Source organism: Pseudomonas poae RE*1-1-14 (genome assembly GCF_000336465.1).
Taxonomy (GTDB): domain Bacteria; phylum Pseudomonadota; class Gammaproteobacteria; order Pseudomonadales; family Pseudomonadaceae; genus Aquipseudomonas; species Aquipseudomonas poae.
Window position 1 is genome coordinate 3,457,668 of the sequence record NC_020209.1, and the last position, 13,383, is coordinate 3,471,050.

At 60.2% G+C, this 13,383-nt stretch carries 13 protein-coding genes; 5 read left to right on the forward strand and 8 right to left on the reverse strand.

The window, feature by feature from the left end:
- Positions 1-131 precede the first annotated feature (131 nt).
- A complete protein-coding gene (gene fadD2, locus H045_RS15045) occupies positions 132-1,820 on the reverse strand; it encodes a long-chain-fatty-acid--CoA ligase FadD2 (RefSeq protein ID WP_003237817.1) in 1,689 nt (562 codons plus the stop codon).
- A gap of 190 nt (positions 1,821-2,010) precedes the next feature.
- On the opposite strand from fadD2, the gene H045_RS15050 reads away from it, so the two are divergent.
- Both H045_RS15050 and H045_RS15055 read left to right on the forward strand, forming a co-directional pair.
- Positions 2,011-2,955 (forward strand): alpha/beta hydrolase, encoded by a 945-nt coding sequence (locus H045_RS15050; RefSeq protein ID WP_015372809.1) that lies wholly within the window; start codon positions 2,011-2,013, stop codon positions 2,953-2,955.
- A 53-nt stretch (positions 2,956-3,008) separates the two neighbouring features.
- Complete coding sequence (locus tag H045_RS15055) at positions 3,009-3,479, forward strand: MaoC family dehydratase (RefSeq protein ID WP_015372810.1); 471 nt, start codon at positions 3,009-3,011, stop codon at positions 3,477-3,479.
- 68 nt (positions 3,480-3,547) lie between these two features.
- Here H045_RS15055 and H045_RS15060 read toward each other — a convergent pair whose 3' ends face one another.
- The gene (locus H045_RS15060) at positions 3,548-4,015 is read right to left on the reverse strand and encodes a ferritin-like domain-containing protein (RefSeq protein WP_003237812.1); all 468 of its coding nucleotides are present in this window, start codon (positions 4,013-4,015) and stop codon (positions 3,548-3,550) included.
- A gap of 208 nt (positions 4,016-4,223) precedes the next feature.
- Here H045_RS15060 and H045_RS15065 point away from each other — a divergent pair, with 208 nt between their 5' ends.
- The gene (locus H045_RS15065; protein WP_003237810.1) at positions 4,224-4,460 is read left to right on the forward strand and encodes a DUF3820 family protein; all 237 of its coding nucleotides are present in this window, start codon (positions 4,224-4,226) and stop codon (positions 4,458-4,460) included.
- Positions 4,461-4,470: 10 nt separating this feature from the next.
- Complete coding sequence (locus tag H045_RS15070; protein WP_015372811.1) at positions 4,471-5,646, forward strand: aminotransferase class V-fold PLP-dependent enzyme; 1,176 nt, start codon at positions 4,471-4,473, stop codon at positions 5,644-5,646.
- A gap of 155 nt (positions 5,647-5,801) precedes the next feature.
- Here H045_RS15070 and H045_RS15075 read toward each other — a convergent pair whose 3' ends face one another.
- From H045_RS15075 to zwf, 3 genes are read right to left on the reverse strand one after another with little or no spacing between them, the layout of a single operon-like run.
- On the reverse strand, positions 5,802-6,467 hold the full coding sequence (locus tag H045_RS15075) for a bifunctional 4-hydroxy-2-oxoglutarate aldolase/2-dehydro-3-deoxy-phosphogluconate aldolase (RefSeq protein WP_003237806.1): 666 nt from the start codon (positions 6,465-6,467) through the stop codon (positions 5,802-5,804).
- A 17-nt stretch (positions 6,468-6,484) separates the two neighbouring features.
- Entirely contained in the window at positions 6,485-7,198 is a 714-nt protein-coding gene (gene pgl / locus H045_RS15080; protein WP_003237804.1) for a 6-phosphogluconolactonase, read from the reverse strand.
- A complete protein-coding gene (zwf, locus tag H045_RS15085; RefSeq protein WP_003237802.1) occupies positions 7,185-8,651 on the reverse strand; it encodes a glucose-6-phosphate dehydrogenase in 1,467 nt (488 codons plus the stop codon). Before zwf ends, pgl begins: the two co-directional genes overlap by 14 nt.
- A gap of 220 nt (positions 8,652-8,871) precedes the next feature.
- Between zwf and H045_RS15090 the strand changes: the two genes are divergently transcribed.
- Positions 8,872-9,732 (forward strand): MurR/RpiR family transcriptional regulator, encoded by an 861-nt coding sequence (locus H045_RS15090; RefSeq protein WP_169895723.1) that lies wholly within the window; start codon positions 8,872-8,874, stop codon positions 9,730-9,732.
- A gap of 111 nt (positions 9,733-9,843) precedes the next feature.
- Here H045_RS15090 and H045_RS15095 read toward each other — a convergent pair whose 3' ends face one another.
- The 3 genes from H045_RS15095 to H045_RS15105 all read right to left on the reverse strand — a co-directional run bounded on the left by H045_RS15095 (position 9,844) and on the right by H045_RS15105 (position 13,382).
- Positions 9,844-10,689, reverse strand: coding sequence for a D-hexose-6-phosphate mutarotase (locus H045_RS15095; RefSeq protein WP_015372812.1), 846 nt, complete (start codon positions 10,687-10,689; stop codon positions 9,844-9,846).
- Between the two features lie 99 nt (positions 10,690-10,788).
- Entirely contained in the window at positions 10,789-12,135 is a 1,347-nt protein-coding gene (locus tag H045_RS15100; RefSeq protein ID WP_003237795.1) for a carbohydrate porin, read from the reverse strand.
- An 86-nt stretch (positions 12,136-12,221) separates the two neighbouring features.
- Positions 12,222-13,382 (reverse strand): ABC transporter ATP-binding protein, encoded by a 1,161-nt coding sequence (locus tag H045_RS15105; RefSeq protein ID WP_003237793.1) that lies wholly within the window; start codon positions 13,380-13,382, stop codon positions 12,222-12,224.
- Between the last annotated feature and the right edge of the window lies 1 nt (position 13,383).

Genomic DNA, 13,383 nt, shown 5'->3' on the forward strand with positions numbered 1-13,383 from the left:
GCGCAACACGAGACAAATGTGGGAGGGGGCCTGCTCCCGATGGCGGTGTATCAGTCACCGGATAAGTGACTGAACCGCTGCCATCGGGAGCAAGCCCCCTCCCACACTTTTAGTCGCTGGCAATTCAAGGGTCAGGCGATGTCGCGCAGCTCCCGTCGCAGGATTTTCCCTACCGGCGTCATCGGCAACGAGTCGCGCAGCACGATCTGCTTGGGCACCTTGTACCCGGTGAAGTTGGCCTTGCAGTACGCCTTCAGCTCCTCAACGCTCACGCCCTGGGCACGCGCCACCACGAACAGCTTTACCGCCTCCCCCGTGCGCTCGTCCGGCACGCCGATGACTGCGCAATTGGCCACGGCCGGGTGCGCCATCACCACGTCTTCGATCTCGTTGGGGTACACGTTGAAACCCGAGACGATGATCAGGTCTTTCTTGCGATCGACAATTCGTATGAAACCGTCCTCGTCGATCACGGCGATATCGCCGGTCTTGAACCAGCCTTCGGTGTCCAGCGCTTCGGCGGTGGCTGCCGGTTGCTGCCAATAGCCCTTCATCACCTGCGGGCCCTTGATGCACAGCTCGCCACGCTCGCCCAGCGGCAGCTCGACACCTTCGTCGTCGATCACCTTCATTGCCGTGGCTGGCACGGGAATGCCCACGGTACCCAGCCGCGACTTATCGCCGTATGGGTTTGCACTGGCAACCGGAGAGGTTTCGGTCAGGCCGTACCCCTCGCCGATCGCGCAGCCGGTGAGCTGCTGCCAGCGTTCCGCGGTGGCCTTGATCAGCGCGGTGCCGCCCGAGTTGGTGGTTTTGAGGTGAGAGAAATCCAGCTGCTTGAACTCCGGATGATCCATCAGCGCGACAAACAGCGTGTTGAGCCCCAACAGCCCGGTGAAGCGCCACTTTTTCAGCTCCTTGATGAAGCCGCCAATGTCCCGTGGGTTGGTGATCAGCACGTTGTGGTTGCCCGAGACCATCATGCACATGCAGTTCGCGGTGAAGGCATAGATGTGGTACAGCGGCAGCGGCGCGATCATCACCTCTTGCCCTTCCTTGATCAGCGGCTGGCCGTCGTCGCCGGTCTGCGACATGCAGGCGCGCACCTGCTGCATGTTCGCCACCAGGTTGCGGTGGGTGAGCATCGCGCCCTTGGCCAGCCCGGTAGTGCCGCCGGTGTATTGCAACACAGCGATATCATCCAGGCTCACGGGATGGCGTGTCACCCCCAGCCCTGCCCCCATGCGCAGGGCGCGCTTGAATGGCACCGCGCGTGGCAGATGGTAGGCCGGCACCATTTTCTTCACCTTGTCGACCAGGGTATTGACAAGCCAGCCCTTGGCGGCGGGCATGAAGTCGCCCATTCGGGCTTCTATCAGGTAGTCGATGGCCGTGTCGGTGCACACCTCCTGCACACGCGAACCGAACAGGTTGAGGTAGACCAGCGCACGCACGCCGGCATCCTTGAACTGGTGGCGCATTTCACGCGGGGTATAAAGGGGGTTGGTGTTGACCACGATGAGCCCGGCGCGCAGGGCGCCGAACACGGCGATCGGGTAATGCAGCACATTGGGCATCTGCACCGCGATGCGCTCGCCGGGCTTGAGGTCGGTGTGCTGCTGCAGGTAACCGGCGAACGCCGCACTTTGGCGCTCAAGCTCGGCGTAGGTCAGGGTGATCCCCATGTTGCTGAATGCCGGACGGTCGGCGAAAGTCTTGCACGAGCGCTCGAATACTTCGATCACCGAGCTGTAGGTGGTGAGGTCGATGGTGTTGGGAACGCCGGGCGCGCGTTTGTCATTCCAGAAATCAGGTTGCATTATTCTTGTCCTCTTACCTGAGTGTGTCCGGCCGCTGCTGTAAAAAGCGGAGCTTGGGGGACGTTAGCAGCTATGGCCAAACTGGCAAATACGCTAAATCGTGTCATTGATTGTATGAATCTTGCCGCTGAGGCGTCGGCAGATACCTGGTGCGCGATACACTGCACCCATCCCGAGCAAAGGAAGCGCCATGAACCACAGCACCTTCTGGCTGACCGCGACCGACCACAGCCGCCTGTACGTCAATCAATGGCTGCCGGAGGGCCCCGCCAGGGCCGTGGTGATGCTGTCCCATGGCATGGCCGAGCACAGCGGGCGCTATGGGCGCCTGGCCGCGGCCTTGTGTGCCGGCGGCTATGGCGTGTATGCGCTGGACCAGCGTGGCCACGGCCGTACCGCCGACTCAGGCGACCTGGGCCTGTACGCCGAGCAGGACGGCTGGAACAAGGTGGTAGGCGACCTCGCCAGCCTCCACCAACACATCGGCCAGCATCAGCCGGGGTTACCGATCATTCTGCTGGGTCACAGCATGGGCAGCTACATTGCTCAGGCCTACCTGCTGCACCACAGCGCCAGCCTGCATGGGGCGATTCTCAGCGGTTCGAACTTCCAGCCGGTGGCCCTGTATCGCGCCGCACGGGTGATAGCGCGTGTCGAACGCGCTCGACAGGGCCTGCGCGGGCGCAGCGCGTTGATCGAGTGGCTGTCGTTCGGCTCATTCAACAAGGCGTTCAAACCGACGCGCACGGCGTTTGACTGGCTCAGCCGCGACCCCGACGAAGTCGACCGCTACATCAACGACCCGCTCTGTGGTTTTCGTTGCACCAACCAGCTGTGGATCGACCTGCTGGGCGGCTTGCAGCACATCAGCAAGGCGTCCAATCTCGCGCAGATCGATCCCGGACTGCCGATTCTGGTGGTGGGCGGCGAATGTGATCCGGTAAGCGACGGCAAGCGTCTCAACAGCCTGGCCCAGGCTATACGCGAGGCCGGCTGCCAACACGTTCAGCTGACTGTCTACCCGCAGGCGCGGCATGAAGTGTTCAACGAAACCAACCGTGACGATGTGACGGCGGATCTACTGCACTGGCTCGACCAGGCCCTGACCCTGCGCAGGCCGGCGCACTGCGAATAACGCTTGCAGAACCGGCCATTAAATTACCGACCAGCCACAGGATGCATTTTTAGATGACCCAGGTAACCAACACCCCTTACGAAACCCTTGAAGTCGGCCAGACCGCCAGCTACAGCAAGACCGTCGAAGAGCGCGATATCCAGCTGTTCGCCGCCATGTCCGGCGACCACAACCCGGTGCACCTGGATGCCGAATACGCCAAGACCACCATGTTCAAGGAGCGCATCGCCCATGGCATGTTCAGCGGCGCACTGATCAGCGCGGCCGTGGCCTGCGAGTTGCCTGGGCCGGGCACCATCTATGTGGGCCAGCAAATGAGTTTTCAAAAGCCGGTAAAGATCGGCGACACGCTGACGGTGCGCCTGGAGATTCTGGAGAAACTGCCGAAGTTTCGCGTGCGCATAGCCACCCGCGTATTCAACCAGCACGACGAACTGGTGGTGGATGGCGAAGCGGAGATCATTGCGCCTCGCAAGCAGCTTGAATTAACACTGACCCCATTGCCGCCGATCAGCATTGGCTGAGTGCAAATCCAACGCAAAAAAATGCGGAAGGGGGCAAGCCCCTCCCGCATCGGGTTACAGCGCAGTGCTTACGACTGGGCGCGAGCCTGGTTACGCAGGGCTTTCACTTGGTCGTGGTTGCGTTGCACGCCATGGTACTGACGCTCAACCAGGTCACGAATGCCCAGCAGGTTGTGCTTGTTGATCTTCTCGATCGCTTCGCGGTAGGCCTTCAGGGCGTGGTCTTCACCGCGCTCGGCTTCGTTCAGTACCGCTTCTTCGTCTTTACCAGTGACCATCGACTTCACGTCGACCCAGCCACGGTGCAGAGCGCCAGCGACGCTGCCGGAATCTTCCGGATCACCGCCCAGAGCACGTACGGCGGTTTTCAGTTCTGCGGCAGAGGTGGCGCAATCAGCGGAACGCTTGGCGAACAGCGCCTTCAGCTCCGGGTGCTTGATGTCTTCAGCGCACTCTTTAAAACCTTTCTGACCGTCAATGCTGGTCTCGATCAGGTCGTTCAGTACGGAGATGGATTCTTTATTGATGTCAGTCATTTTTCAATTCCTTATGGCAGGTTTAAAAGGATGCAAGGGTAATTGCAGTGTCCGTGCCAGCTTTTTGAAAAATATATTTCACTTTAAAATCAAGGCGTTATGAATTATTGAACCATCTGTGTCTATGTTATTTGCATGATCTGTCCTTTGGCCTTCATGCAGAATGCCTGTATTTTCACTGTCATTGTCTGGACCGTCCAAGATCGCCATGAACCCGGAAAAACTCGAACTGCTGATCACCCGTCAAATGCCCTTCGGCAAATACAAGGGCCGGATCATCGCCGACCTCCCTGGCCCCTATCTCAACTGGTTCGCCCGCGAAGGCTTCCCCCATGGCGAGCTGGGCGGCCTGCTGGCATTGATGCAGGAAATCGACAGCAACGGCCTGGCCGACCTGCTGGAACCGCTACGCGCCAAACACGGCAAACCCGCCCCTCGCCATTAGGAGTTTCGCCATGCCAGGGAATGCAAACAACGAACAGTACTGGCGCAGCATTGCCCAGCGCTATGAGCAGGAGCCCGGCCCCATCAATCTGGAAAACGGCTACTTCGGGCGCATGAGCCGCGCAGTGCAGGCGCAGTATCTGGAGCATGTGGCGTTCATCAACCGCAGCAACTCGCTGCATGTGCGCCAACGCTTCGAGCGCGGTGACAACGACGCCATCCGCCGCCAATTGGCCGACTCGATCAACGCCGACCCGCAGGCGATAGCGTTTACCCGCAACGCCACCGAAGCGCTGCAATCTCTGATCCGCAATTACAACCGCCTGCAACCGGGCGATCAGGTGCTGATCAGCGACCTTGAATACGACACGGTCAAGGGTGCGATGCGCTGGCTGGCGGGCTACCGGGGCGTGGAGGTGATCGAAATCACCCACTTTCATCCGGCCAGTTTCGACAGTTTGGTGCACACCTATGGCGAGGCATTTGTGCAGTATCCGCGCGTAAAGCTCATGGCGCTGACCCATGTCACCCACCGTACCGGCCTGGTGATGCCCGTCGAAACCATCGCCAGGGCCGCGCAGGCGCACGGCGTGGATGTAATCCTGGACGGTGCCCACGCACTGGGCCAGATCGACTTCAACCTCGCCGAACTGGGCATCAGCTTTGCCGGCTTCAACCTGCACAAGTGGATCGGCGCGCCACTGACCCTGGGCTTCCTCTATATCGCCCCCGAGCGCCTGGCCGATATCGACCCGGACATGGGCGAGTGTCACTACCCCGCCACTGACGTGCGTGCACGCACGCCCTACAGCACACCCAACTTTCCTGCGCTGATGACCCTGCCGCTGGTGCTGGAAGAACATCACGGGCTGGGTGGCGCGGCGGCCAAAGGTGCGCGGGTCAATTACCTGAGGGACATGTGGGTGAGTCAGGTGCGGTCGCTGCCCGGAATCGAGGTGCTCACGCCGGACGATCCGCGTCTGTATTGCGGTATTACCGCGTTCAAGTTTATCGGGCGAGATCAACAGGTGATGGTGGAGCGTCTGCTCAAGGAGCACGGCCTGTTTACCACGACCCGCGTAGGTACGGCGTTTGGCACGTGTATTCGGGTGACGCCGGGGGTGGTGACCTGCGCTGAAGACATCACTGTCCTGATCAACGCGATCACTCAACTAGCCACGGACTGAAATGTGGGAGGGAGCAAGCCCCTCCCACACTAGCCCTCTTGCACATCAGGCATGTGTGACCTTGAGGTTTTTTACAGGCAAAAAAAAGCGGCACACCGACCAAGTGCGCCGCAAAAATGCCGTTAAGCACAGCAACAACGATTCTTTACATCCGATCAGTCCAGCAGGGCCAGCGCTTGTGCGGTGACTTCCTGAATACGTGCCCAGTCGCCGTTCCTGATCCACTCCGGGTCAAGCATCCAGCTACCGCCCACGCACATCACGTTTTTCAACGCCATGTAGCTCTTGATATTGGCCGGCCCCACACCGCCGGTAGGGCAGAACTTCACTTCGCCGAACGGACCGCCCAGCGCCTTGATTGCCGCCACACCGCCGCTGACTTCGGCGGGGAACAGCTTGAAGCGGCGATAACCCAGGGCATAGCCTTCCATGATGCCGGACGCATTGCTGATGCCTGGCAGCAGCGGGATCGGACTGTGCACCGAGGCTTCCAACAGATCACGGGTGATGCCGGGGGTGACGATGAATTGCGAACCGGCCACCTCGGCCGCGTCGAGCATCTGACGGTCAAGCACAGTGCCAGCACCGGTGCACAGTTCAGGACGTTGCTCGCGCAGCACCTGAATGGCCTTGAGGCCGAACTCGGAACGCAGGGTCACTTCCAGCGCGGTCAAACCACCGGCTGCCAAGGCATCGGCCAGCGGCAGGATGTCCTGCTCGCGGGCGATGGTGATCACCGGCAGGATCCGCGCCTTGGCGCAGAGGCTGTCGATCAGGGCAACTTTGTCCGCCATGGAAACGGTCGGTTGAGGGCTTTTCATAGCGGCTGATCCTTGGCTCATGGGCACCAGTAAATCTCTAATGTAGGTTGCAAAAACGCGCGAATCGGCATGGCAGCAACGTCGTCACTGGCCAGCGCGGCGCTCAAGGTGGTCAATTTGGAGCTGCCGGAAATCGACAGCACGGTGTAGTTCGCCGTGGCAAGCAGCGCGCGACTCATGGTCAGGCGCTGATGGGGCACGGTCGGCGCCAGCATTGGCCAGCAACGGCGGGTACCGTCCGGCGCCAGCGCGTCGTGCAGGTTCGGACTGTCGGGGAACAGCGAGGCGGTGTGACCGTCATCGCCCATGCCGAGCACCAGCACATCAATGCCGGGCAATTCGCCCAACAGACGGTCGGCCTGCTCGGCAGCGTCTTCAAGATTGGCCGCAGCGCTGTAGAGGCTCAGAAACTTGGCCTTGGCGGCCGGGCCCTGCAACAGGTGCTGCTTGAGCAGGCCGGCGTTACTGTCGGCATGCTCCACCGGCACCCAGCGTTCGTCCGCCAGGGTGATGGTAACCCTGGACCAGTCCAGCCCCTGCTTGGCCAACTGCTGGAAAAACGCCACCGGGCTGCGGCCACCGGACACCACCAGGGTGGCCTCGCCACGGGCACTGATGGCCGTGCGCAGTTGTTCGGCCACGTCATTGGCCAGGCCGTCCGCCAGCAGCGCCGGCGTGCGGTACTCATGGGCCGTTACGCCCTGAGGCAGTTTCAATTCAGATATCGCCATACCACGACCTCCCATCCCGCGTGATCAGTGCAATCGAGCTCATCGGCCCCCAGGAACCCGCCGCGTACGGCTTGGGCGCATCACCGGATTTTTTCCACCCGGCGATCAACTGGTCACACCACGTCCACGCGGCTTCGATTTCATCTTTACGGACAAACAGGTTCTGATTGCCGTTCATCACTTCCAGCAGCAACCGCTCGTAGGCATCGGGAATCCGTGCGCTGCGGTAGGTGTCGGAAAAATTCAGCTGCAGCGGGCCGCTGCGCAGTTGCATGCCCTTGTCCAGGCCCTGCTCCTTGGTCATCACGCGCAAGGAAATGCCCTCGTCCGGCTGCAGGCGGATGATCAACTTGTTGCTGATCTGCAGGCGCTGCTCGGGGGCGAAGATGTAGTGGGACGGCTCCTTGAAGTGGATGACGATCTGCGACAACTTTTGCGGCATGCGCTTGCCGGTGCGCAGGTAGAACGGCACCCCGGCCCAACGCCAGTTACGGATATCGGCACGCAGGGCGACGAAGGTTTCGGTGTCACTCTGGGTGTTGGAGTTCTCTTCTTCCAGGTAACCCGGTACTGGCTTGCCGGCGCTGTAGCCGGCGATGTATTGGCCGCGCACCACCTGAGTGGTCAGGCCTTCCGGGCTGATCGGCGCCAGGGCCTTGAGCACCTTGACCTTCTCGTCGCGGATGCTGTCGGCGGACAGGTCGGCCGGCGGGTCCATGGCGATCAGGCACAGCAGCTGCAGCAGGTGGTTCTGGATCATGTCGCGCAGTTGGCCGGCCTTGTCGAAATAGCCCCAGCGCCCCTCGATACCGACCTGCTCGGCCACGGTGATTTCCACGTGGGAGATGTAGTTCTGGTTCCACTGGGTTTCAAACAGGCTGTTGGCGAACCGCAGCGCGATCAGGTTCTGGACGGTCTCTTTGCCCAGGTAGTGGTCGATGCGGTAAGTGCGGTTCTCCGGAAAGAACTGCGCCACGGCATCGTTGACCTTGCGCGAGGATTCCAGGTCCGAACCGATGGGTTTTTCCAGGACCACGCGGGTGTTGTCCGCCAGGCCGACCCTGGACAGGTTCTCGCAGATCGCGCCATACACCGCCGCAGGGGTGGCGAAGTAGGCGATCAGGCGTTGCTCGCTGCCGACCTTTTCGGCCAGGGCCACGTAGTCGTCGGCCTTCATGAAGTCGACATGCAGGTAGGTCAGGCGCGCCAGGAAACGCTGGGCCACGTTCTCATCCAGCGCCTTGCCGACGTACTTGCGCAATTCTGCTTCGATATGGGCCAGATGCTGCTGCTCGGAACCGGCCTCACGGGCCAGGGCCAGGATGCGCGTGTCGTCGTGCAGCAGATCGGCGCCGTCGAGGTGATAGAGGGCAGGAAATAACTTGCGAAGCGCCAGATCACCCAAGGCGCCAAACAGGGCAAAGGTGCAGGGTTCTACGGTTATCGAAGGCATGATGTTTGTTCTTTTATCAAGTTAAGCTACAAATACCTTTTTTCAAGGTATCACTCAAGGAAAAATGTAGTAATAACCACAACATTTTCCCGAATTACGCATTCCGAGTGGTGGTGTTCAGCTACCCTCAGTAGGATAGGCCACCGCGAAAAGCCACTCATCGATTGGTTACCGCTTTTTTATTTGCATCGTCGCCCGAAGGAAAGACTGAATGGACCGCGTGCGAAATCTTCTGGAACAGATCCGGAACCGCCTCGAAGAATTGAACAAGGCCGAGAAAAAAGTCGCCGAGGTCATCCTGCTCAACCCGCAGCAGGCGACCCGCTTCTCCATCGCCGCCCTTGCCCAGGCCGCCTCGGTCAGTGAACCGACGGTCAACCGCTTCTGCCGTTCGTTCGGCGTCAGTGGTTACCCTGAACTTAAATTGCAGCTGGCGCAAAGCCTGGCCAGCGGCGCGGCCTATGTCAGCCGCGCCGTGGAAGCCGATGATAACCCGGAGGCCTACACGCAGAAGATTTTTGGCAGCGCCATTGCGTCGCTGGACAGCGCCTGTCAGGCGCTGGACCCGGCCCTGATCAGCAAGGCCGTGGATTTGCTGATTCAGGCTCGGCAGATTCACTTCTTTGGCCTGGGCGCTTCGGCACCAGTGGCCATGGATGCCCTGCACAAGTTTTTCCGTTTCAATCTGTCGGTCACCGCCCACGCCGACGTGCTGATGCAGCGCATGATCGCGTCGGTGGCGCACACGGGCGAGCTGTTCGTGATTATTTCCTACACCGGGCGTACCCGCGAGCTGGTGGAAGTGGCGCGTATCGCTCGCGGAAACGGCGCTTCGGTGCTGGGAGTGACCGCCGAGAACTCGCCGCTGGCCAAGGCCAGCACGGTGAGCCTGAACATCCCGTTGCCGGAAGACACGGACATCTACATGCCGATGACGTCGCGGATCATCCAGTTGACGGTACTGGATGTGCTGGCGACCGGCATGACGTTACGGCGCGGGGTGGATTTTCAGCCGCATCTGCGCAAGATCAAAGAGAGTTTGAATGACAGTCGGTATCCGGTGGGGGATGAGTTCAACTAAGCAGAGATCTCTACCGGCAGTACCGGCGTCATCGCAGGCAAGCCAGCTCCCACAAGGGAGATGCATTCCAACTGTGGGAGCTGGCTTGCGATGGCGTCATAAGAAACAACGCTAAACCCCCGCCCGAGCCTGCAAACTCAAATGCGCCCTCTCCCCCGGCGCCAGGCAGGCTGCCGCCATCGCTGACTCCACACACACAAACCCGGAAGCCTCGTTAAAACTGACGCCCAGCAGCGGCCGGTTGCCCGGGTGCCACACCACCGTATTGGCGCTCTCGCCCGTGTCTATGCACAACTCGCGTTGCCAGGCGTGGTCCTTGAGCTGCAATTCACCCTCGTGCTGGAACACCCGCTGACAGCCGCCGTCCACCCGCAGCTCACCTTCCTGCTGGCAAACCTGACGATTGAGCTGGTCATAGCCTTGCGCGCCATCGAGCCCAGACAGCGCTACCTCATCAACGTGACCAATACGCCAGTAAGCGTGCAACGCATGGCTCAACTGGCACGGCAACTCGTCCTGATGCTCGGTGCTCAGGCGCAGTTCCAGGGTATCGCCCAGATGGGCGTGCAGGTCCACCTGCCAGTCGCACAGCTGTAATTGCCAGTGCAGGCGCACGCCATCTTCGGCGCTGCTGCTGTCGAGCAGTTTCCAGTCGATCAGCCGCGCCCAGCCATGGGACGGCCACGCGTTTTCACTCGGATGCCGGCCATACCACGGCCAACACACCGGCACGCCGCCACGAATGGCGCCGACCTGCGGCCACTTGGCCGCGCACCACAGCCAGGGCTTTTGCCCGGCGGGTTGAAAATGCAGCAATTGCGCGCCCTGACGACTGAACACTGCCTGGAACAGCGGATGGTCGATCACCAATACATCGCGCATCTGAAAGCGCTCCCAGGCGAACACCGGACGTTCGCGCAGGGATTTGAAAAAGCGTTGCAGCGGATGCTCATGCATGTGCCACGGTCCTGAATTTCACAGTGCAACCCAAAAAAAAGCGGATAGCCATGGCTACCCGCAAAATGCGCACAGAGAGAGGAGCTTATCGCAGCAGGGTTAGAACACCGACTGAATTTTCAGGCCGGCGACTACCGCGTTGTCGACTTTATCCACGCCACCTGGGTGAGTGACGTATTGCAGGTTGGGACGCACGGTCAGCCAGTTGGTAACGTGGAAGCCGTAGTTGATTTCGTAGTTGTATTCGGTAGAACGCAGTGGCGCGAAGCCTGCCTGGTCGTAGTCAGTGAAACCGTTGGAGGCGTTGACCAGTTCAGCGTTCTTGCGCACGTCGTCGTTGACGTGCAGACGCGCAGCGCCGATGCCGATGTCGTCTTTAGGACGTGCATCGAATGGGCCCTTGTACACCAGCATGATCGACTGATAGTTGTCGACCAGGTTGGTTTCCTTGTCGTGGAACGTGGCGTTGGCCGCGATGTTCAGACCACGGGAAGCGTCACCGTTGTGGGTAGTCAGTTGCTGTTGCGCAACGAACCAGTAGCCCTTCTTGCTGCTGTGGGTACGGAAGGCAGCGCCGGTGGTGCCCGCGTCATTGCCGTTCACGTCTTCACGAACGTCGGCTGCATCGGCCGCGCTCTTGTAGTAGCCCACACGGTATTCGCCCGGCAGGTTGTTGACCTTCGGCGACCAGACCAATTCCACCGGAATCACGGTGCCCTTGGTGCCGCTGCCGCTGAGTTTGAAGCCGTTGCCGTGCTCCAGCTGCGACGGGTTCTGATTGTAAGCGCCGATCTGCGCATACAGCTCAGGCGTGATGTTGTATTTCACTCGGATGGCCGCCTGGCTGACTGGCCAGTTGTACCAGGTGTTCACGTAGTTACCCACTTGCGAGCCGCAGAACGACAGGTTCTGGAAGTCGCACGGGAAGGTGTTGAAGTCTTCGCCTTCGCCGAAGTAACCAAGTTTTACGTCCAGCTTGTTGTCGAACATCTGGTGCTGGATCCAGAACTGGGTCAGACGCACCATGTGGCCACGGCCGTAGACTTCCATGGACGAACTCAGCGTGCCGGCACGCGGGTCACCAATGCGGTCGTTGGAGATGTTCTGGCCATTACGGTTGGTCAGCTGGATCTTGGCCTGGGTGTTATCCCAGCCCCACAGCTTTTGCAGATCCAGCGCAACGCCCAGACCGAACTGGTCGGAGTAGCGACCGGTCTTGTCGTCGTTGAAGCCGCCGTGGGCGTTGTAGCCCATCTCGCCCACGTAGTCAGCCTTGATGTCGATACCTTGCTCGATCAGCTTGGTACGCTCGCCACCCCAATCGCCGGTCATCCACTTGGAATCGGCACTGAATGCATCGGCCGCCATCGCATTGGCGGACAATACCAGGGCTGCTGCTGCGGACAGTTGGCAGAGCAGTCGAGTGTTGTTGTGTTGCTTTTTCATCCCTACATCCTCGTCTTTATTGTTATTAAACTGTTTTTATCTAACGCGGGTTACATTTTTTCAATCAAAACAACAGGTTAACCGCTTCAGCGACCTTTGAATTGGGCCACATTGTCGGCATGCCCCTGTGCGGGCAATGAAGAAGCGGTGCCCAAGCGCTCGCCGGTGTTGGCGTCGAACAACAAGACCTTGGCCGGATCGAATTGCAGGGTCAGCGTCTCCCCAACTTGGGGTGCCACGTCCGGTGCAAGACGGCAGCACACCTTGGTGTCATTGAGCTGCACGAACACCAGGGTGTCCGGGCCAGTGGGCTCGGTGACCTGGACTTCGGCACGAATGCTCGACACTCCATTGCCCTCACCCGTCGCCAGCACGATTTGCTCCGGGCGCAGGCCCAGGATCACATCGCGGTCTTCCAGACCCGTGTCGTTCATGCTCAGCGGCAATTCGCAGCGGGCCTGGCCGCTGTCGAGCAGCGCAACCAAGTGACCGTCTTTGCGTTTTAGGCGCATGGGAACGAAGTTCATGGGTGGTGAACCGATAAAGCTTGCCACAAATAGGTTAGCAGGGTCGTTGTAAATTTCTTTCGGCGTGCCGAATTGTTGGATGATGCCGTCCTTCATCACCGCCACCTTGTCGCCCAGGGTCATCGCTTCGATCTGGTCGTGGGTGACGTACACGGTGGTGGTTTTCAGGCGCTGGTGCATCAGCTTCATTTCGGTACGCATCTCGACGCGCAGCTTGGCGTCGAGGTTGGACAGCGGTTCGTCGAACAGGTAGATCTTCGGGCGACGCGCCAGCGCACGGCCCATGGCCACACGCTGTTGCTGACCACCGGAGAGCTGGCCCGGCTTGCGGTTGAGCAAGTGCTCAATCTGCAGCAGCTTGGCCACGCGCGCCACTTCGGCGTCGATATCGGCCTGGGGCATCTTGCGGATCTTGAGGCCGAACTCGATGTTCTCGCGCACGCTCATGGTCGGGTACAGCGCGTAGGACTGAAACACCATGGCGATGTCGCGGTCCTTGGGGCTCATGCCGCTGACGTCCTGGTCACCGATCATGATCGCGCCGCCGGTGATGGTCTCTAGGCCCGCGATGCAGTTCATCAGGGTGGATTTACCGCACCCTGAAGGGCCGACCAGAATCAGGAATTCGCCTTCCTTGATCGACAGTTCGATGTTCTTCAAGGTGTCGGGCAGGCCGGCGCCATAGGTCTTGTTTACATTGCGAAGTTCAAGCGTAGCCATG